Annotated in this window: 18 protein-coding genes; 5 read left to right on the top strand and 13 right to left on the bottom strand. The window is 68.8% G+C overall.

All coding sequences use genetic code 11. From position 1 onward, the window contains the following. Positions 1-76 precede the first annotated feature (76 nt). The 8 genes from MFM001_RS17560 to MFM001_RS17525 form a co-directional block, all read right to left on the bottom strand. Positions 77-1,366 carry a DEAD/DEAH box helicase gene (locus MFM001_RS17560; RefSeq protein ID WP_116376548.1) on the bottom strand — a complete coding sequence of 430 codons (1,290 nt, stop codon included), beginning with the start codon at positions 1,364-1,366 and terminating at the stop codon, positions 77-79. 258 nt (positions 1,367-1,624) lie between these two features. Beyond that, positions 1,625-3,049: a GTPase HflX gene (gene hflX, locus MFM001_RS17555; protein ID WP_116376547.1), complete on the bottom strand. Its 1,425-nt coding sequence runs from the start codon at positions 3,047-3,049 to the stop codon at positions 1,625-1,627. A gap of 45 nt (positions 3,050-3,094) precedes the next feature. Then, positions 3,095-3,967: a diaminopimelate epimerase gene (dapF, locus tag MFM001_RS17550; protein ID WP_116376546.1), complete on the bottom strand. Its 873-nt coding sequence runs from the start codon at positions 3,965-3,967 to the stop codon at positions 3,095-3,097. 4 nt (positions 3,968-3,971) lie between these two features. Beyond that, entirely contained in the window at positions 3,972-4,874 is a 903-nt protein-coding gene (gene miaA, locus MFM001_RS17545) for a tRNA (adenosine(37)-N6)-dimethylallyltransferase MiaA (protein WP_116376545.1), read from the bottom strand. Further along, positions 4,871-5,557: a hypothetical protein gene (locus MFM001_RS17540; protein WP_116376544.1), complete on the bottom strand. Its 687-nt coding sequence runs from the start codon at positions 5,555-5,557 to the stop codon at positions 4,871-4,873. The genes miaA and MFM001_RS17540 overlap by 4 nt, the downstream gene beginning before the upstream one ends. A gap of 1 nt (position 5,558) precedes the next feature. Continuing rightward, positions 5,559-6,476: a DMT family transporter gene (locus MFM001_RS17535; RefSeq protein ID WP_116376543.1), complete on the bottom strand. Its 918-nt coding sequence runs from the start codon at positions 6,474-6,476 to the stop codon at positions 5,559-5,561. A 10-nt stretch (positions 6,477-6,486) separates the two neighbouring features. After that, the gene (locus tag MFM001_RS17530; RefSeq protein ID WP_192886983.1) at positions 6,487-7,431 is read right to left on the bottom strand and encodes a DMT family transporter; all 945 of its coding nucleotides are present in this window, start codon (positions 7,429-7,431) and stop codon (positions 6,487-6,489) included. A gap of 124 nt (positions 7,432-7,555) precedes the next feature. After that, positions 7,556-8,425, bottom strand: coding sequence for a DMT family transporter (locus tag MFM001_RS17525; protein WP_116376542.1), 870 nt, complete (start codon positions 8,423-8,425; stop codon positions 7,556-7,558). Between the two features lie 199 nt (positions 8,426-8,624). On the opposite strand from MFM001_RS17525, the gene MFM001_RS17520 reads away from it, so the two are divergent. Continuing rightward, the gene (locus MFM001_RS17520; RefSeq protein ID WP_116376541.1) at positions 8,625-9,941 is read left to right on the top strand and encodes a DUF349 domain-containing protein; all 1,317 of its coding nucleotides are present in this window, start codon (positions 8,625-8,627) and stop codon (positions 9,939-9,941) included. 3 nt (positions 9,942-9,944) lie between these two features. Here the strand turns inward: MFM001_RS17520 and MFM001_RS17515 are convergent, their stop codons facing one another. Then, positions 9,945-10,523 (bottom strand): hypothetical protein, encoded by a 579-nt coding sequence (locus tag MFM001_RS17515; RefSeq protein WP_116376540.1) that lies wholly within the window; start codon positions 10,521-10,523, stop codon positions 9,945-9,947. Further along, complete coding sequence (miaB, locus tag MFM001_RS17510) at positions 10,520-11,971, bottom strand: tRNA (N6-isopentenyl adenosine(37)-C2)-methylthiotransferase MiaB (protein WP_116376539.1); 1,452 nt, start codon at positions 11,969-11,971, stop codon at positions 10,520-10,522. The genes MFM001_RS17515 and miaB overlap by 4 nt, the downstream gene beginning before the upstream one ends. Before the next feature lie 54 nt (positions 11,972-12,025). On the opposite strand from miaB, the gene MFM001_RS17505 reads away from it, so the two are divergent. Genes MFM001_RS17505 through MFM001_RS17490 form a run of 4 tightly spaced genes read left to right on the top strand, consistent with a single transcriptional unit; the run spans position 12,026 to position 15,113 of the window. Next, a complete protein-coding gene (locus MFM001_RS17505; protein WP_192886981.1) occupies positions 12,026-12,754 on the top strand; it encodes an amino acid ABC transporter ATP-binding protein in 729 nt (242 codons plus the stop codon). A gap of 9 nt (positions 12,755-12,763) precedes the next feature. Further along, positions 12,764-13,552 (top strand): glutamate ABC transporter substrate-binding protein, encoded by a 789-nt coding sequence (locus tag MFM001_RS17500; protein ID WP_116376537.1) that lies wholly within the window; start codon positions 12,764-12,766, stop codon positions 13,550-13,552. Further along, the gene (locus MFM001_RS17495; protein ID WP_116376536.1) at positions 13,549-14,229 is read left to right on the top strand and encodes an amino acid ABC transporter permease; all 681 of its coding nucleotides are present in this window, start codon (positions 13,549-13,551) and stop codon (positions 14,227-14,229) included. Before MFM001_RS17500 ends, MFM001_RS17495 begins: the two co-directional genes overlap by 4 nt. A 56-nt stretch (positions 14,230-14,285) precedes the next feature. Next, positions 14,286-15,113 carry an amino acid ABC transporter permease gene (locus MFM001_RS17490; protein ID WP_192886980.1) on the top strand — a complete coding sequence of 276 codons (828 nt, stop codon included), beginning with the start codon at positions 14,286-14,288 and terminating at the stop codon, positions 15,111-15,113. Here the strand turns inward: MFM001_RS17490 and recX are convergent. From recX to MFM001_RS17470, 3 genes are all read right to left on the bottom strand, one after another. Then, complete coding sequence (recX, locus tag MFM001_RS17485; RefSeq protein WP_116376534.1) at positions 15,110-15,643, bottom strand: recombination regulator RecX; 534 nt, start codon at positions 15,641-15,643, stop codon at positions 15,110-15,112. The two genes, MFM001_RS17490 and recX, sit on opposite strands and share 4 nt — an antisense overlap. Next, the gene (gene recA / locus MFM001_RS17480; protein WP_116376533.1) at positions 15,609-17,753 is read right to left on the bottom strand and encodes an intein-containing recombinase RecA; all 2,145 of its coding nucleotides are present in this window, start codon (positions 17,751-17,753) and stop codon (positions 15,609-15,611) included. Before recA ends, recX begins: the two co-directional genes overlap by 35 nt. A gap of 315 nt (positions 17,754-18,068) precedes the next feature. Further along, the gene (locus MFM001_RS17470) at positions 18,069-19,241 is read right to left on the bottom strand and encodes a PPE family protein (RefSeq protein WP_116376532.1); all 1,173 of its coding nucleotides are present in this window, start codon (positions 19,239-19,241) and stop codon (positions 18,069-18,071) included. Positions 19,242-19,250: the final 9 nt, after the last annotated feature.

Here is a 19,250-nt window from a genome sequence, read left to right as displayed (position 1 = left end):
CGGCGAATGGGGACTCTGCCGCCCAACATATACCAACCGGGCGGTTGGTCGGCGGCGGCGGGCTTGCCGCCGGGCGTCAGCCGGTGATCTGTTGGGGACGACGGGCCCTGCGGCGGCTGTGCTGCCGGGGACTTTGTCCGCCGGGACCGCGTCGCTGCTGGCGGGAACGCCCAACCGGGTGGTCATGGCCGGCCGGACGGCGAAGCGGCGCGAGCTCGCCGGCGAGTGCCCGCACCGGCGCCGAGTCGGGCGCCACCAGCTGCGGCGTCACGGTGATTCCGGCCTTGCGCAGCAATCGCCGGGTGTCGTCGCGCTGCTCGGGCAGCACGACGGTGACCACGTCGCCCGCGCTGCCGGCCCGTGCCGTGCGACCGGATCGGTGCAGGTACGCCTTGTGCTCCGCGGGCGGATCGACGTGCACCACCAGCTCGACGTCGTCGACGTGCATACCGCGCGCGGCGATGTCGGTGGCGACCAGGACGCGCGCCCGCCCCGCGGCGAACGCGGCGAGGTTGCGGTCCCGCGCAGGCTGGGACAGGTTGCCGTGCAGGTCGACCGCGGGCACGCCGGATTCGGTGAGCTGCCTGGCGAGCTTGCGGGCTTGGTGCTTGGTTCGCATGAACAGGATGCGGCGGCCGGCGCCGGAGGCCAGCCGGTGCACGAGTTCCTTTTTGTCGCCGGCGCCGGAGACGTGGAACACGTGGTGGGTCATCGCCGCCGGCGGCGCGCTGACCTCGTCGACGGAGTGCGACACCGGGTGGCGCAGGAAACGTTTGACCAGCTTGTCCACGCCGTTGTCCAGCGTCGCGGAGAACAGCAGCCGCTGGCCGCCGGCCGGGGTCGCCGCCAGGATGCGGGTGACGCCGGGCAAAAAGCCGAGGTCCGCCATGTGGTCGGCCTCGTCGAGCACAGTGATCTCGACGGCGTCCAGGCTGACCAGACGCTGTTTCATCAGGTCTTCGAGCCGTCCGGGGCAGGCCACCACGATGTCGACACCGCTCTTGAGCGCGGCCACCTGGCGGGCCTGCGGGATGCCACCGAAGATCGTGGTGACCTTCAGCCCGTAGGCCGCGGCCAGCGGTTCGAGCGCCTCGCAGATCTGGGTGGCCAGTTCGCGCGTCGGCGCCAGCACCAGGCCTGAGGGGCGCGACGGGCGTCGCGTGGCGTCGGCGAGCCGGCTCACCAGCGGAAGCGAGAAGGCCAGGGTCTTGCCGCTGCCGGTTTTGCCGCGGCCAAGCACGTCACGGCCGGCCAGTGTGTCGGCAAGGGTGTTGGCCTGAATCGGAAACGGCGTCGTGACACCACGGGCGGCGAGCGCCTGGACAAGTGGTGTGGGCACGCCGAGATCGGCGAAGGATGTCGTCATTGCTTGAGTGCCTTTCAGGCATTGGTTGTGCGAGCTGCCGCGACGAGATGTCAAGCGGCGCAAGCGCACACAGGGGGCGAGATTGCCGGTCGGCAAAATCGATCGCCGCGAGAAGAGCTTGTGCGGATGCACTGGGGCGTTCCACGACGTATTGGCGTCATTCCTCGTGACACCAACGTTCGGCTCACAGCATACCGCATGTTTGGGATCTGCTCGTCCGCCCATCCCCACGCAGGCGAAAGTTATTCCAGCACAATGCTATACGTCTGATTGATCGCCGTTTGCCGAGAATTCCCGCAGACTGGCGGCCAGCGCCACCGGAACGCGGGCCCTGATGCGGGTGCCGTCGCTGTTGTGCTCGGTCTGCTGCACCCGCCCGTCGGCGTGCACGCGCGACACCAGATCGCCACGGTCGTACGGGATCACGACGTCGACGGCAGTGTCTGTGGGGGCGGCCAGCTCGGCCATCCGCCGGCGCAGCGCGTCGATGCCCTCTCCGGTGCGCGCGGAGACGAACAGCGCGCCCGGCAGTGCGCGGCGCAGCTTGGCCAGCGCCAAATCGCTTGCGGCGTCGACTTTGTTGACCACGATCAGCTCCGGCGCGGGGTTGCCGTGATGGTCGGCGATCACCTCGGAGATCACCTGGCGCACTGCGTTGATCTGGGCCAGCGGGTTGACGTCGGAGCCGTCGACCACATGCACCAGCAGGTCGGCGTCGACGACCTCTTCCAGCGTCGAGCGGAACGCCTCGACCAGCTGGGTGGGCAGATGCCGCACGAAACCGACCGTGTCGCTGACCACGAACGGCCGTCCGTCGTCGAATTGTCCACGGCGCGTGGTGGGTTCGAGCGTGGCGAACAGCGCGTCCTGCACCAGCACCCCGGCGCCGGTCAGCGCGTTGAGCAAGCTGGACTTGCCGGCGTTGGTGTAGCCGACGATCGCGATGGACGGCACGTCGCTGTGCAGCCGGCGGCTGCGCTGAGTGTCGCGGACCTGCTTCATCGCCTTGATCTCACGGCGCAGCCGCGACATTCGCTCGCGGATACGGCGCCGGTCGGTTTCGATCTTCGTCTCACCGGGGCCACGCAGACCCACTCCGCCGCCGCTGCCGCCGGCGCGGCCACCGGCCTGCCGGGACATCGACTCACCCCAGCCGCGCAGCCGCGGCAGCATGTATTCCATCTGCGCCAGCGTCACCTGCGCCTTGCCTTCACGACTTGTGGCGTGCTGGGCGAAGATGTCGAGGATCAGCGCGGTGCGGTCGACGACCTTGACCTTGACGGCCTTCTCCAGCGCGGTCAGCTGCGCCGGGGACAGCTCGCCGTCGCAGATCACCGTGTCCGCGCCGGTCGCCAGCACCACCTCGCGCAGCTCCTGGGCCTTGCCCGAGCCGATGTAGGTCGACGCGTCAGGCTTGTCGCGGCGCTGGATCATGCCTTCGAGCACCTGGGAACCGGCGGTTTCGGCCAGCGCGGCCAACTCGGCGAGGCTGGCCTCGGCGTCGGCGGCGCTGCCGTCGGTCCACACGCCGACGAGCACGACCCGCTCCAGGCGCAGCTGGCGGTACTCGACCTCGGAGATGTCGGCGAGTTCGGTGGACAGCCCGGCGACACGTCGCAGCGCCGAGCGGTCGTCGAGCGCCAATTCGCCAGCGCTGGGCGTGAGTTCGGGAAATTCAGTCATAGGTAATAACGATGGTGCCCGCTTCGACGGCGGCACGCATCCCAATTAACGCTGCTCGGCACGCCACCATTCCTCGCTGAGGTCGCCGCGGGCCACCAGCACCGACGGCCCGCGCAGGTAGCTGGTGGCCTCGGTGACGGTGACGACGACCTCGCCGCCGGGCACCCGGACGGTCAGCGTGCCGGTGGCCAGGCCGGTGTGGGCCAGCGCGGCGACGGCGGCGGCGACGGTCCCGGTGCCGCACGAGCGGGTTTCGCCCACCCCGCGCTCGTGCACCCGCATGGTGACCGCGCCGTCGGCGGGCGCCGTCAGCACTTCGACGTTGACGCCGTCCGGGAACTGGGCGGTGTCGAAGCTCACCGGCGCGGCGACATCCAGCGCAGCCAAGGATTCGGCGGTCAGGTCGGCGTCCACGCACGCCAGGTGCGGGTTGCCGACGTCGACCGCGATGCCCGCGAACCGGTGACCACCGACGACGGCTTCCCCGGTGCCGAGCCGGTTGGCCTTGCCCATGTCGACGGTGACGTCGGCGTAGACCGGGCCGACGTGGTGCATTCTCACGGGCCGCGGGCCGGCCAACGATCCGACGACGAAGTCGTCGCGCGACTCCAGCCCGCTGACCCGCAGGTAATGCGCGAACACCCGGACGCCGTTGCCGCACATCTGGGCGACCGAGCCGTCGGCGTTGCGGTAGTCCATGTACCAGTCGCCGGCGTCGACGCCGTCGGGCAGCCGATCGAGCACTCCGGCCGCCAGCGCGGCGCCGGCGGTGGTGACCCGCAGCACCCCGTCGGCGCCGAGCCCGCGGCGCCGGTCGCACAACGCGGCAACGGCCGCCGGGCTCAGCGCCAGCTCGGCGTGCACGTCGGGCAACAGCACGAAATCGTTCTGCGTGCCGTGGCCCTTGGCGAAATTCACCAGCTCAGGATACGTGCCGCCAGGCCCGTATCGCGTCGTCGACGGTGCCGGCGGTCGCGTCGAGCCAGTGGATGCGGTGGTCGCGGCGAAACCAGGACCGCTGCCGTCGCACATAGCGGCGGGTCGCGACGAACGTCGGTTCCCGCGCACCATCGCCGCTGCCGCCCGCGTCGAGGTCGGCGATCACCTGCGCGTAGCCCAGTGCCCGGGACGCTGTGACGCCGTCGCGCAGCCCGCAGTCCAGTAACTCGACGACTTCGCCGACCAGGCCCTGCTCGAACATCGCGTCGGTGCGCCGGGCCAGTCGCTCGTCGAGAAGCTCTGTGTCGCAATCCAATCCGATGATCGCGGTGTCCCATCGAGGTGTACCGATGTCCGGCGCCGACGCCGCGAACGGCTGCCCGGTGAGCTCCAGCACCTCCAGCGCCCGCACGATGCGCCGGCCGTCCGACGGCAGGATCGACGCGGCCGCGGCGGGATCGCGGCCCGCGAGCTCGGCATGCAACGAGGCCACTCCGACCTCGGCCAGCCGCTGCTCCCAGCGGGCTCGCACCGCCGGGTCGGTCGCGGGGAACGACCAGTCGTCGAGCAGCGACTGGACGTAGAGCATCGACCCGCCGACGATGACCGGCACCGCTCCCCCGGCCATCACGGCCTCGACGTCGGCGGCGGCCGCCTGCTGGTAGCGGGCGACGGTCGCGGTTTGCCTGACGTCGAGGACGTCGAGCTGATGGTGCGGGATGCCGCGGCGTTGTGCCACAGGCAGTTTCGCGGTGCCGATGTCCATTCCGCGGTAGAGCTGCATCGCGTCGGCGTTCACGATCTGCCCGCCGAGCCGCTCGGCGACGTCCAGCGCCAACTGCGATTTGCCGGTGCCTGTCGGCCCGACGATCGCCAGCGGCCTCACGGCTGCCAGACGCCGGCGAAGTAGCCCACCCCGTAGGGCGCCCCGCGGTAGAGCTCCTTGGCCGATCGCGGCGCCGGCTCGGCGAGGCCCGCCAGCACCTGGAACGCCACCCGGCCGACGACCCGCTCCGGCAACGCACCCAACGCGGCGAGGTCGCCGGTGGCCAGCGCCTCGTCGAGCGCACGCTGGACGTCGACGTCGTCGGGGTGGTGGCCGCCGGGCGCAGCGGCGGTCAGGGTGTTGGCGCCGTCGGCGAGGACCAGCACGCCGACCGGGTCGGCTGCCTGCTCGAGCTCGGCCCGCAGTTGCCGTCCGCAATCCCGCGCCGCGTCGGCGCCGAGACCGGCGGAGTAGACCCGCACCTGGGCGCGCGCGTCGGGCTGCGCCTGCCCGCGCACCCAGCCGGTGAACAACGCGCACAGGGGCAACTCGGTTGGCGCGCCGGCAGCGTCGGGCCCCAACAGCACCGGAACGTCGGCGCCGAAACCCGCGAACGTGCCGACACTTTCCGGGCCGAACACGGCGTCCGTCGCGCCCACTCCGACCGCAACCCACCGCGGGGGCAGCGCGGCGGCCGCGGCGATCACCGCCGCCCGGACGTCGGCCACCTCGACGGCCGCGGCCCCGGCCAGCTGGGGGACCAGCACCGGCGCCGACGGAATGATCGCAATAGCGCCCAGCACGTTAGCGCCCCACGGACGCCGTGGACTCGCGAGCGCTCGTCACGTCCCGGCCGGCGCCGGCGGCAATGGTGGCGGCCTCGCCGCGGGCCAGCGCCACCGTCGCGACGATGACCATCGCGACGGCCGCGGTCAGCACGAAGCCTTCGGCGCCGTCGATCCGCAGGGACTCGCCGAGCACGGTGACACCGAGCGCCGAGGCCACGACGGGCTTGGCCACGGTGATCGTCGGCAGCGACGCGGTCAGCGCGCCCGCTCTAAACGCCGACTGCTGAAAGATCATGCCGGCCAGCGCAGACGGTATCCAGGCGTAGAACTCGGGTGTCCGCAGCACCGCCCCGAAGCCGCCTTCGAGCACCTCGACGACACCCTTGGTCAGCACCGCGAACAACGCCAGCGACGAACCCGCCACCACCGCCAGCAGCACCGCCGACGTGGGACCGCCGGACCAGATCCGCGCTCCCAGCACGCACAAGACCAGAGCCGGGCCCATCACGATCGCGACCACGATCCACGTTTCGAACGACGCCCGCGAATGGCCGACGGTCGGGTCCCCGACGATGACGACCACGGCCAGCGCCACCGCCAGCACCGCCGCCCACATCCACTCCCAGCGGGTGACCCGGTGGCCGGTGAACCGCGCGTAGATCGGCAGGGCGAACAGCAGCGCCGTCACCTGCAGGGACGTCACCAACATCACCGAAGCCAACGCCAGCGCCCCGGCCTGCAGCGCGTAGTTGGCGACGGCGCCCATACCGCCCAGCCACCAGCGGGGGTCGCGCAACGACATGCCGAACAGCTCGAGGTGGCCGACCTGCTTGTCGGTGATCTCCTGCGCCGAGCGCTGACGAATCACATCCCCGAACGCGGATGCCAGCGCGGCGCACAGCGCGATCAGCGCTGCTAGATCGGTCCTCCACATTGCTGCCACTCTATTGCGTCGGGCCGAGTGGGGCGCTGGCCGCCGCCACTGCCGGGGCGTCTGCGAGGCCAGCGGTTCGGGTCGGCGCTTCGTCGCTGCCCGCCATGGTCGCGGCCTCGCCGCGGGCCAGCGCGACCGTCGCCACGACCACCACGACCACCGACGCCGCCAGGGCAAGCATCTCGGGGCCGTCGGCGTCGAGCGTCTCGCCGAGCAGCGTGACCCCCAGCACCGAGGCCACCACCGGCTCTGCCACCGTCATCGTCGGCAACGAGGCAGTCAGGGCGCTGGCCCGAAACGACGACTGCTGAAACACCGTGCCAATCAACGCGACCGCGATCCACGCGTAAAGCTCCGGCGCCCGCAGCAGGGCCCCGACGCCGTTCGGCAGGACGTCGACGACACCCTTGGTCAGTACCGCGAACAGCGCCCACGACGAGGCCGACACCACCGCCAGCAGCGCCGCAGCGACCGGGCCAGCGCATACTCGCGCCGCGAGCACGCACACCACCAGCGCCGGGCCCAGCACCGCGGCCACCACCGCCCAGCTGCCCAGCGAGGCGCGCTGATAGCCCGCAGCCGGATCGCCGACGGTCACGAAGACGGCCACCGCGCCGGCCAGCAGCACCGCCCACATCCACTCCCGGCGGGTCACCGGCTGGCCGGTCAGCCGCGCGTTGATCGGGAGCGCGAACAGCAGCGCCGTCACCTGCAGCGCCTGCACCAGCACCACCGACCCCAGGGCCAGTGCCACGGCCTGCAGACCGAAACTGGCGGCGGCCGCGACGCCGCCCACCCACCAGCGGGTGTCGCGCAGCGACATGCGGAACAACTCGACGTGGCCGACCGGTTCGTCGGTGATCTCCTGCGCGGAGCGCTGGCGGATCACGTCCCCGACCCCGGAGATCAGTGCTGCGACCAGCGCAAGCGCCGCCGCGATATCGACATACGTGATGGGTGGACCCCCTCGCGGTGTGCGGCTTGCTGTTGTCTGCCAGTGTCACAAAAGTCGCTGGCACTGGGCGGTATTCGCGGCCCGGGCGTGTCGCTGTAGCGAAATCCGTTGTGCGCCTTGATAACTAAGCGGACTGGGGCGCTGTCGCGGCAGCCTCGCTGTAGGCGAGCGCGACCGTGGCCGCAGCCATCACGACCACCGCGGCCGCCAGGGCGACGAATCCGGCCCGCCCGGTGTGCAGCGTCTCGCCGAGCACGACGACGCCGAGCACGGCCCCGACGACCGGCTCGGTGACCGTCATCGTCGGCAGCGACGCGGTCAGCGCGCCGGCCCGGAATGCCGACTGCTGCCAGCTGGTGCCGGCCAGCGCGACCAGCCCCCATGCGTAGAGCTCGGGGGTCCGCAGCAGCTCGCCGACGCCGTGCGGAATCTGGCCGACGACGCCCTTGGTGAGCACCGCGAACAGGCCCCACAGCGAACCCGACACGATGGCGAGCAGGACCGCCGCCACCCGGCCGCCGATCGCCCGGGCGCCGAGCACACAAGCCACCAACGCTGGCCCCAGCACGGCGGCCACCCACGCCCAGGTCTGCCACGACGCCCGCGACTGCCCGGCCTGCGGGTTGCCGACCGTGACGATCACCGCCACCGCGCCCGCCAGCAGCGCCGCCCACACCCACTCCCAGCGGGTCACCGCGCGACGGGATAGCCGCGCGCTGACCAGCAGCGCAAACAGCAGGGAGCTGACCAGCAGCGCCTGCACCAACAGCACCGAACCCAAGCCGAGCGCGGCGGCCTGCAACGCGAAGCCCCCCGCCGATATCAGGCTGCCCAGCCACCAGCGCCGATCGCGCAGTAATTTGGCGAACAGGCCGATGTTGCCGACGGGTTCGTCGGTGACCTCGTGCGCCGAGCGCTGGTGAAGGACGTCGCCTATCGCGATGAACAGCGCCGCACCCAGGGCAAGCAGACTGGCGATGTCTGCATCTGCCATGGGTATCCCCTCGTCGGGCTGGTGGGTACACCCACTGTGTCATGGGCCGGCAACGAAAAGGTGGGGGTGCGGCGTCCACCAAGCTGCTTCAATACTGATGGGGAACCCCTAGGGATATCTCCGGGAGGTATGGCAGGCGGCGCCGCAATGCGCGGCAGGTGCGCGGGATGAGCCCGCGCGAAGGGGTAGGTGACGGTAGATGGCCGACGAGCCACGCAGCAACGAATCCAGGCCGGTGCCCCGGCCAGGGCCGCGTCCCGGTCCCCGACCCACCCCGCGACCGTCTCCGCATCCCGTGATTGCGCCGCTGGCCACCGATCCGCACAGGTTCGGCCGCGTCGACCCCGACGGCACCGTGTGGCTGATCAGCTCCTCCGGCGAGCGGGTGATCGGCTCCTGGCAGGCCGGCGACCCGGAGGCCGCATTCGCCCATTTCGGGCGGCGGTTCGACGACCTGAGCACCGAGGTCGCGCTGATGGAGGAGCGGCTGGCGTCGGGCACCGGCGACGCCCGCAAGATCAAAGCCACCGCCGCTGCGCTGGCCGAGACGTTGCCGACGGCGAGTGTGCTCGGTGACGTCGACGCGCTGGCCGCCCGGCTGGCCGCCATCGCCGACCACGCCGACGCCGTCGCCGCCGCGGAACGCGCCCGCCGCGAGGAGCACCGCGCCGCCCAGACCGCCCGCAAGGAGGCGCTGGCGGCCGAAGCCGAGGAGCTGGCCGCCAACTCGACGCAGTGGAAAGCCGCCGGGGATCGGCTGCGCGCGATTCTCGACGAGTGGAAGACGATCAGCGGGCTGGACCGCAAGACCGACGACGCGCTGTGGAAGCGCTATTCGGCGGCCCGGGAGACGTTCAACCGGCGGCGCGGATCGCATTTCGCCGAGCTTGACCGCGAGCGCGCCGGCGCCCGCGAGGTCAAGGAGCGGCTGTGCGAGCGGGCCGAAGAGCTGTCCGAGTCCACCGAGTGGAGCGCCACGAGCGCCGAGTTTCGCAAGCTGCTCACCGAATGGAAGGGCGCGGGCAGGGCGGCGCGCGACGTCGACGACGCGCTCTGGCGCCGCTTCAAGGCCGCGCAGGACACTTTCTTCAAGGCGCGCAACGCGGCGACGGCCGAACGCGACGCCGAGCTGCGGGCCAACGCCACCGCCAAAGAGGCGTTGCTGGCCGAGGCGGAAAAGATCGACACCTCCAATCTGGAGGCCGCCCGGGCAGCGCTGCGGACGATCGCCGAGAAGTGGGATGCGATCGGCAAGGTGCCGCGGGAGCGCGCGGCCGAGTTGGAGCGACGGCTGCGCGCCGTGGAGAAGAAGGTGCGCGAGGCCGGCGAGTCGGACTGGGCCGATCCGCAGGCGCAGGCGCGCGCCGAGCAATTCAAGGCCCGTGCCGAGCAGTTCGAACGCCAGGCCGCCAAGGCCGAGGCGGCCGGGCGCGAGAAAGAGGCCGAGGAGGCCAAAGCCAACGCCGAGCAGTGGCGGCAGTGGGCCGATGCGGCGGCCGAAGCGCTGAAATCCTAAGCGCTACTCGGTCTCGTCGTCGTCCAGAGTTTCCAGCAGCGTCCGGGACTGTTTCTGCGCAGCGGCGCGGCGGCGCTGCTCTTCGGCGGCGAGCTGCACGATCGTGCGCGACCACACCACCCGAGTCCAGTGAAAAGTCAACGCCATCACGGTGATCCACGCCACGATGAGGCCGATGCCCGGGCCGGGGTGTCCCGCCGACACCGTCTGCCGTGACCACACCGCCAGCAGGCCGACACCGCTGGCCAGCGCGGAGCCGGCCAGCGCCACCCAGGCCAGCGCCCAGCGGCGGGTCAGCAGCGCGAGCATCGAAAAGCCGACACCGAATACCAGTGCGAGCCAGGCGAACACCCGCGATGGCAGCGCCACCGCGGCGTCGGCGGAGCCGTGACTGCCGAACAACACGTCCCAGCCGCGCACGTCGCCGGTGTGCGGCAGGATGAACGACGCCAGCAGCACGAATACCAGGATGGAGACCACCAAAGCCCTTGCGCCGGGCTCGATTTCGCGGGCGATGCGGCGCTCAGCCGCTTCGATGTCGTCGCGGAAGGCGTCGAAGTCGCCGTCGTTTTTGGCGTTCATCGTCGCACCGCCGGCATTCCCAAACCCACTCCCCGCGGGGCACTTTCGTGGGCGTCACCCGCGCGGGTACGGCGGTGGGTGACAAGCTGTCCGTCGGCGATCAGGTGATGCGGTGCGGCGTCGGTCACCACCGTGGTGACGACGTCGCCGGGACGCGGGCCGGCATTTCCGGGCGCGAAGTGCACCAGCCGGCCGTCGCGGGCGCGGCCGCTCATCCGCGCGGTGCGGTCGTCCTTGCGGCCCTCCCCGGTGGCGACCAGCAGCTCGACGGTGCGCCCGATCTGCGCGCGGTTCTCCTCGAGTGAGATCTGCTCCTGCAGTGCGACGAGGCGCTCGTAGCGCTCCTGCACGACGGCTTTGGGCAGCTGCCCGTCGAGCTCGGCGGCCGGGGTGCCGGGACGCTTGGAGTACTGGAAGGTGAACGCGGCGGAGAACCGGGCCCGTCGCACCACGTCGAGTGTGGCCGCGAAGTCCTCCTCGGTTTCGCCGGGAAACCCGACGATCAGGTCGGTGGTGATCGCGGCGTGCGGCATGGCCGCCCGGACCCGGTCGATGATGCCGAGGTAGCGCTCGGCGCGGTAGGACCGCCGCATGGCCTTGAGCACCCGGTCGGAGCCGGATTGCAGCGGCATGTGCAGGGCCGGGCAGACATTCGGGGTTTCCGCCATCGCCTCGATGACGTCGTCGGTGAACTCGGCCGGATGCGGTGAGGTGAACCGCACCCGTTCCAGCCCGTCGACGCGTCCGCATTCGCGCAGCAGTTCGGCGAACGCACCGCGGTTGCGCGGCAGGGCCGGGTCGGCGAACGAGACCCCGTAGGCGTTGACGTTCTGGCCCAGCAACGTGATTTCCACCACGCCGTCGGCGACCAACGATCGGATTTCGGCCAGGATGTCGGCCGGGCTGCGGTCGACCTCCTTGCCGCGCAGCGACGGCACGATGCAGAACGTGCAGCTGTTGTTGCACCCCACCGAGATGGAAACCCAAGCGGCATAGGCGGATTCGCGGGCGGTGGGCAGATTCGACGGGAACTCCTGCAGCGCCTCGGCGATCTCCACCTGCGCGGCGCGGTTGTGCCGGGCCCGGTCGAGCAGCGTGGGCAGCGATCCGATGTTGTGGGTGCCGAAGACGACGTCGACCCAGGGCGCCTTGCGCAGCACGGTGTCGCGGTCCTTTTGCGCCAGGCAGCCGCCGACGGCGATCTGCATGTCCGGGTTGGTCCGCTTGCGCGGCGCCAAGTGGCTGAGGTTGCCGTAGAGCTTGTTGTCGGCGTTTTCGCGCACCGCGCAGGTGTTGAAGACGACGACATCGGCGTCGGCCCCGTCGGGTGCCCGGTGGTAGCCGGCGGCTTCCAGCAGCCCGGCGAGGCGCTCCGAATCGTGGACGTTCATCTGGCAGCCGTAGGTGCGGACCTGGTAGGTCCGTCCTGCTAGCGCCGTCGAAGTCACGGGGCCATGGTACGGCGACCAGTAAGGTCACAGCGCATGGAGGCCACCGGGCCGATGATCTCGTTGCGCGGGGTCAACAAGTATTTCGGCGGTCAGCATGTGCTCTGCGATGTCGACCTGGACGTCGGTCGCGGGCAGGTGGTCGTGGTGCTGGGTCCGTCCGGATCGGGCAAGTCGACGCTGTGCCGCGTGATCAATCGGCTCGAGACCGTCGACTCCGGCACCATCGTGATCGACGGCGTCGAGCTGCCCGCCGAAGGCCGCGCGTTGGCACGGCTGCGCTCCGATGTGGGCATGGTGTTCCAGTCGTTCAACCTGTTCGCGCACAAGACGGTGCTGGCCAACGTGATGCTGGCCCCGATGAAGGTCCGCAAGGTGTCGAAGGCCGAGGCGCGGGACACCGCGATGGCCCTGCTGGAGCGTGTCGGAGTGGCCGATCAGGCCGACAAGCACCCCGCGCAGCTGTCGGGCGGTCAGCAGCAGCGGGTGGCGATCGCGCGGTCACTGGCGATGAACCCCAAGGTGATGCTGTTCGACGAGCCGACCAGCGCGCTGGATCCGGAGATGATCTCCGAGGTGCTGGCGGTGATGACCGCGCTGGCCGGCGACGGCATGACGATGCTGGTGGTCACCCACGAGATGGGCTTCGCGCGGCACGCCGCCGACCGCGTCGTCTTCATGGCCGACGGAGCGATCGTCGAGGACACCGAACCGGCTGCGTTTTTCGAGCACCCTGCGACCGAGCGTGCGAGAGACTTCCTCGGGAAGATCCTCAACCACTAGAAGGTCACCATGCTGCGGCTTGTCTTGGTTGCGCTCGCGGTGGCGGTGTTGGCTGCGGGATGCGGCGGCGGGCAGGGCGGCAAGCTCGTGATCGGGGTGAAGTTCGACCAGCCGGGGCTGGGGCTGAAGAACCCGGACGGGACGATGAGCGGGTTCGACGTCGACGTGGCGCGCTACGTCGCCCGGCAGCTCGGCTACTCGGCCGACGACATCGTGTGGGTCGAAGCCCCGGCCGGGCAACGGGAGATGCTGATCCGCAACGGGCAGGTCGACTACGTCGTCGCCAACTACTCGATCACCGAGGCCCGCAAGAAGAAGGTCGGCTTCGCCGGCCCGTATCTGGTTGCCGGCCAGAGCTTGCTGGTGCGCGCCGGCGAAACCGGGATCACCGGTCCGCAGTCGCTGGCGCGCAATAAGAAGCTGTGCTCGGTCGCGGGTTCGACAGCGGCGCAGTTGATCAAGGACCGGTATAGCGGTGTGCAGTTGCAGCGCTACGACACGTATTCGGCGTGCGTCGAAGCGCTCAAAAACAGCGCAGTGGACGCCGTTAGCACCGACGACGTGATCTTGGCGGGCTTTGCCGCACAGAGCCCCGGCGCCTTCAAACTGGTCGGTAAGCCGTTTTCGGTCGAGAAATACGGAATCGGGTTGAAGAAGGACGACACGACGCTGCGCAACAAGATCGACGACGCGATCGAGAAGATGGAGCACGACGGGTCGTGGAAAGCGGCGTTCGAGAAGAACTTTGGGGCGTCCGGTCTTGCGGTGCCGAAACCACCCGCGGTCGATCGGTATTGATCATGTTCGACGAGTATCGCTCGCAGATCTTTTCGGCGTTCTGGGTCACCCTGGAACTGAGTCTGCTGTCGGCTGGTGGCGCACTGATACTCGGGACCGCGCTGGCCGCGATGCGGCTGGCACCGGTGCCGGTGCTGAACTGCATCGGCGGTGTCTACGTGAACCTGGTCCGCAACACCCCGCTGACGCTGATCATTCTGTTCTGTTCGTTCGGGCTGTCCCAGACATTGGGTATGACGCTGGCTGATTCGGCATCGCCGACGTCGATCGACGACAGCAATTTTCGACTGGCAGTGCTCGGATTCACCGTCTACACCGCATCGTTCGTGTGCGAGTCGGTGCGGGCCGGTGTCAACACCGTGCCGTTGGGGCAGGCCGAGGCTGCGCGGTCGCTGGGGTTGACGTTCGGCCAGAACCTGCGACTCATCTTGCTGCCGCAGGCTTTTCGCGCGGTCATCGTTCCGCTGGGCTCGGTGCTGATCGCGCTGACCAAGAACACGACGATCGCATCGGCGATCGGGGTCGGCGAGGCGGCGCTGCTGATGAAGTCGATGATCGAGAACACCGCAGCGCTGATCGAGGTGGGCGTCATCTTCGCGATCGGGTTCGTCGTGCTGACGCTGCCGCTGGGGCTGCTGTTCGGCTGGCTGGGCAAACGCTGGGCGGTGGCGCGGTGACGGGCGCGTCGGTGCTGTTCGACGCACCCGGCCCGCGCGGACGGCTCCGCAACCGGATGCTGTCGGTGGTCACGATTGTGGTTGCGGCGCTGCTGCTTTGGGTGGTGTATTGCCGACTGGACGCCAAGGGGCAGTTCGAGGCCGCGAAGTGGACGCCGTTTCTGACTGCGAACCTCTGGAAAACCTATGTGCTGCCGGGTGTTCGGGGCACGCTGACGGCGGCGGCCTGGTCGATTGTGCTGGCACTGGGTCTCGGCGCCGTGCTCGGGGTGGGCCGGTTGTCGACCGTCTCGGCGATCCGGTGGCCGTGCGCGGTCGTGGTGGAATTCTTCCGCGCCATCCCGGTGCTGATCCTGATGATCTTCGCCTACTTTTGCTATGCGGCTTACGACGTCGTTCCGGGTCGGCAGCTGGCGCTCGCCGGAGTGGTGACCGGGTTGACGCTCTACAATGGCGCGGTAATCGCCGAAATCGTGCGGGCGGGAGTGAACACGCTGCCGCGCGGTCAGTCGGAGGCCGCTGCGGCGCTCGGGTTGCGCTGGACCCAAACCATGCGCCTGGTGCTCCTTCCCCAGGCCGTCACCGCGATGCTGCCGGTGCTGGTGTCGCAACTCGTGGTGGTGCTCAAGGACACGGCGATCGGATATCAGATCACGTTCGTCGAGATGGTGCGTCAGGGCACGGTAGTCGGCTCGCAGTACGGCAATTTTCTTCCGGCACTGGCGGTTATCGCCGCGTTGATGATTGCCGTCAACATGGCGCTGTCGAGCGTCGCCTTCGGCATCGAACAGCGGCTGCGCCGCACCCGCCGTCCACCGCTGGAGGCCACAACCATCGAGCCGGAGGGCGCGCCCGGCGCCCCAGTGGTACAGGCGCCAGGTTAGACGCGCCGCCGCTCCCGTTCGGCAGCCAATTCTGTGCCGACCACGTCGTACGCCATGGTCTGGCTGTAGCCACGGCGCGCCAGCATCGCCACCAGCCTTCGGGTGGCTCGTGCGTCCTCGTCCTCATTGTTCAGCGACTCCCGGCGCAGCCTGGCCCGCACCAGCTTCTCGGCCCGATCGCGTTCGGCGGCGGGTTTGATGCCGTCGAGCACCGCGGTGATCACGTCGTCGTCGACGCCCTTGGTGCGCAACTCAGCAGCCAACGCCCGCTTGCCTTTTCCGGCATTTGTTCGGCGGGAATGCACCCATTGTTCGGCGAAGTCGACGTCGTTGATCAGGCCGACGTCGGCCAGCCGGTCCAGCACCCGGGTGCTGACGTCGTCGGGGTATCCCCGTTTGGCCAGCTGACCTTCGAGCTCTGCGCGGGTGCGCGACCGTGCGGTGAGCAGGCGCAGGCACAATGCCCGCGCCTGCTCCTCGCGGGCCGGCGCTCCGTCAGAAGTCGACGGGGGCGGGCAGGACTTCGTCATCGGTCACCACGGCGCCAATGCCGAGCTTCTCCTTGATCTTCTTCTCGATCTCGTGGGCCACTTCGGTGTTCTCCAGCAAGAAGTTCCGGGCGTTCTCCTTGCCCTGGCCGAGCTGCTCACCTTCGTAGGTGAACCAGGAGCCGGACTTACGGATGAAGCCCTGGTCCACACCCATGTCGATCAGTGAACCTTCCCGGCTGATGCCCCTGCCGTAGAGGATGTCGAACTCCGCCTGCTTGAACGGCGGAGACACCTTGTTCTTAACGACCTTGACCCTGGTGCGGTTACCGACCGCGTCCGTGCCGTCCTTAAGGGTTTCAATTCGCCTGACGTCCAGGCGAACTGAGGCATAGAACTTCAAAGCCTTTCCGCCCGTTGTCGTTTCAGGCGAATTGTGCACCATCACGCCGTCGGCGAAGTAGTTATGCGACCCCTCAACTTCGATGTCGAAGCGGTCCATCTTCTGATAGTTCGTCTTCGACTCGATGTCGGTAACACGTGCTGGCATCAGTTGCATCGTGGGCGCAACAAACTGCGGTTCCACGTTGAACTGACCGCGAAAGCGCGGCAGCAGCTTGTATTCCATGGACGGATGCACATACGGCGCGATGAGTTCCTGGAATTTGGCAGTGGCCTGCGTAGAGAAGACCAGCATTGCCTTGCCCCGCGAACCTGGGTATCGCAAACGGACATCGAGCCCATGGGTATCGCGAAGGTAATCACGAAGGCGCACGCGCGATCCCTCGCTCATGGCCTCCACATGGATCTCGATGCGCCCGCTACCCCCCTCGGTACGCTGCTGCAGCCCCTTGGAGCGCACAGTGAATGTTCCATCGTCCATGTACCAGATCGCCAACGCTAACGGCGTAAGCGCCTTGAGGTATTCCTCAGAAAGGACTTTCTTGCCGTCGCCCAAATACACCGCGGACCTCAACTCGTGAAGCTCGGCGAGTGGGGTGAAGTCGGCGAACACTGCGCCCTTGCTGTTACTGGTGCGGCAGTGAGGGATATTCCCCAGCAGCGAGACTTTCCAGTCAAGATAGTCCGACTGCCTCGCTGCGTGTCCCATACGGAGCCGGGCAGATTCCGAATCTTGTCGCACTGGTGGAGATAGGCATCCGTCACCCATCAACGTACCCAGCACAACTTCCCATTGTTGATCACTGAGCAGACTCGGTTGCGCCAGCATGACTCGATCACCGACTTTGATTTCTTCGGCTTCACGCCAGCCGCCCGGGGTCCGAATGAGATGGTTACGCGTCATCGCCAAGCGGGCTTGGCCATGCCCTGACCCGCCGCCGGCTCGATCAACTTTGAAGTGTAGGAACTCTTCGGTTTTGCCGTTGTTGAACCAGTTGGTTACCCTGCGCGGCACAATCTGTCCGGATTCGAAGTCATAGGACAAGACCTCGACATCCATTTTTTGGTCCACGATTTTGCCGAGCTTCTCGGTCGAGCCGTCGGCCAGCGTGACATTGGTGTACCAGGATCCGCAGCCGAACATTACCCCGATTTTTTCGCGCAGCTGGTTGATGAAGATCGCGGTGGTACCCGAATTGTTCAGTGCGCCAGTCATTTTCCGCAGCGCCTGGCTCATCAGCCGGGCCTGCAGTCCGACGTGGCTGTCGCCCATCTCGCCTTCGATCTCGGCACGTGGCACCAGTGCGGCCACCGAGTCGATGACCAGGATGTCCAGTGCGCCGGAGCGGACCAGCATGTCGGCGATCTCCAACGCCTGCTCACCGGTGTCGGGCTGAGACACCAGCAGCGAGTCGGTGTCCACCCCGAGCTTCTTGGCGTACTCGGGGTCCAGCGCGTGCTCGGCGTCGATGAACGCCGCGATGCCGCCGGCGGCCTGGGCGTTGGCCACCGCGTGCAGGGCGACGGTGGTCTTACCCGAGGACTCCGGGCCGTAAATCTCGATGACACGGCCACGGGGCAGGCCGCCGATGCCCAGGGCAACGTCGAGTGCGATCGACCCGGTCGGAATGACCGATATCGGCTGGCGCACCTCGTCACCGAGGCGCATCACCGAACCTTTGCCGTAATTCTTATCGATCTGGGCTATCGCCAGTTCGAGAGCTTTCTCGCGGTCAGGGACCTGTGCCATGTGCTTCTCCTGTAGTCGGTGTTCGGTTGACCGGTGTCGGTCAATTGGCCATGACGCTAGAGAAGGGCACCGACAAGACGGCCTGACCAGCGTCGCAGCGTTCGAACACGCTCCACAGTAACGAACGTGTGTTCGATGGCAAGGAGGCGCGCCGTACGCGTTGACTCGTCAAAAATGCGCGCGTACGCCCAGTGGATGGGGTTGACGTTGGCAGAGCGCAGAGCGATCACCGAGGCGGCGGCGACCCGTTACCAGCTGGCGGGTAAGCCGCATCGGTGAATCGCTCGAACACTCACCCATCATGCCGTTAGGAGATCAGACCACCACCGATTTCGGCATGACCGTGGGCTTGAAGCCGTAACGCGGTGCGCCGAAGCCGAACCCGCCGCGCCCGGCCGAAGCCACCGCCGGCATCCCGGCCGGCACCGCCGCCACCGACGTGGTTTCTTCTGCCGCGGCTGTCCATCCGGTGCCGGCCAGCGTCGCCGAACCGGTGCCCGCCGGGGTGGCCGCCGACCAGCTGGCCGGCACCGACAACCCGCCGACCGAGGACGCCTGACCCAGACCCGCAGCCACCGGCGCCCCGGCGAGGCCGCCAAAGCTCACCGGCCCCACGGTCCCCATCAGGACCGTCCCTCCCGACGCCTCGCCGGCACCCATGGCCATGGCCGCAGGCAGCGCATTTTCGGCCTTCGCGGCCCCGATGCCGCCCATGATGCCGCCGAACATGTTCCACGCTGCGACGTTTCCCGCCGCTTGGCTGTAGGTCTGGATGGTGTTCCAAATCCCGATGTTCTGCGTCGAGTTGATGAAATCCGACAGGAAACCACCGGACCCGCCCGATCCCGCCAGCGGGGAAGCCATCCCTTGCACCGCGCCGGGCAACGTGGAGACCAGTTGCGACAGCTGTGCCTGTGTGCCGGCGCCCGACACCGCAGCGGCCTGGCCGGCCAGCCCGGCCGGGTTGGTGGTCGGCGCAGGAGAGGACAACGGCTGCAGTACCCCGGCGCTCGCCGAGGAGCCCGCGTAGCCATACATGGCGGCCGCATCCTGGGCCCACATTTCGCCGTAGTGCGCCTCGGTGGCCGCGATTGCCGGGGTGTTCTGGCCGAGGAAGTTGGTGGCGACCAGCGCCGCCAACTGCGCCCTGTTGGCGGCGATCACCGGCGGCGGCACCGTCATCGCAAACGCCGCCTCGAACGCTGCCGCGGATGCCGTGGCCTGGGCGGCCGCGTGTTCGGCGGCGGCAGCGGTGGAGTTCATCCATGCCACGTAGGGCGCGGCCGCGGCGGCCATCGCCGCCGACGACGGACCCAGCCACTCCTCACCGGTCAGCGCCGAAATCACCGACTCGTAGGACGCTGCCGTCGTCGCGAGTTCGGCGCCCAGCGCATGCCACGCCGCCGCGACGGCCATCATCGGCCCCGCACCCGGGCCCGCATACATCCGCGCCGAGTTGATCTCCGGCGGCAATACTCCGAAATCCATTTCGTGAAA

This window comes from Mycobacterium sp. MFM001, assembly GCF_003402475.1.
GTDB lineage: Bacteria > Actinomycetota > Actinomycetes > Mycobacteriales > Mycobacteriaceae > Mycobacterium.
This window is presented reverse-complemented; position numbering and strand designations above follow the sequence as displayed.

Excerpts from the sequence above, each read along its gene's own strand:
- MFM001_RS17560 (WP_116376548.1), bottom strand. The coding sequence starts at position 1,366 with ATGACGACATCCTTCGCCGATCTCGGCGTGCCCACACCACTTGTCCAG.
- hflX (WP_116376547.1), bottom strand. The coding sequence starts at position 3,049 with ATGACTGAATTTCCCGAACTCACGCCCAGCGCTGGCGAATTGGCGCTC.
- MFM001_RS17535 (WP_116376543.1), bottom strand. The coding sequence starts at position 6,476 with ATGTGGAGGACCGATCTAGCAGCGCTGATCGCGCTGTGCGCCGCGCTG.
- MFM001_RS17525 (WP_116376542.1), bottom strand. The coding sequence starts at position 8,425 with ATGGCAGATGCAGACATCGCCAGTCTGCTTGCCCTGGGTGCGGCGCTG.
- MFM001_RS17520 (WP_116376541.1), top strand. The coding sequence starts at position 8,625 with ATGGCCGACGAGCCACGCAGCAACGAATCCAGGCCGGTGCCCCGGCCA.
- MFM001_RS17515 (WP_116376540.1), bottom strand. The coding sequence starts at position 10,523 with ATGAACGCCAAAAACGACGGCGACTTCGACGCCTTCCGCGACGACATC.
- MFM001_RS17505 (WP_192886981.1), top strand. The coding sequence starts at position 12,026 with ATGATCTCGTTGCGCGGGGTCAACAAGTATTTCGGCGGTCAGCATGTG.
- MFM001_RS17500 (WP_116376537.1), top strand. The coding sequence starts at position 12,764 with ATGCTGCGGCTTGTCTTGGTTGCGCTCGCGGTGGCGGTGTTGGCTGCG.
- MFM001_RS17490 (WP_192886980.1), top strand. The coding sequence starts at position 14,286 with ATGCTGTCGGTGGTCACGATTGTGGTTGCGGCGCTGCTGCTTTGGGTG.
- recX (WP_116376534.1), bottom strand. The coding sequence starts at position 15,643 with ATGACGAAGTCCTGCCCGCCCCCGTCGACTTCTGACGGAGCGCCGGCC.
- recA (WP_116376533.1), bottom strand. The coding sequence starts at position 17,753 with ATGGCACAGGTCCCTGACCGCGAGAAAGCTCTCGAACTGGCGATAGCC.
- MFM001_RS17470 (WP_116376532.1), bottom strand. The coding sequence starts at position 19,241 with ATGGATTTCGGAGTATTGCCGCCGGAGATCAACTCGGCGCGGATGTAT.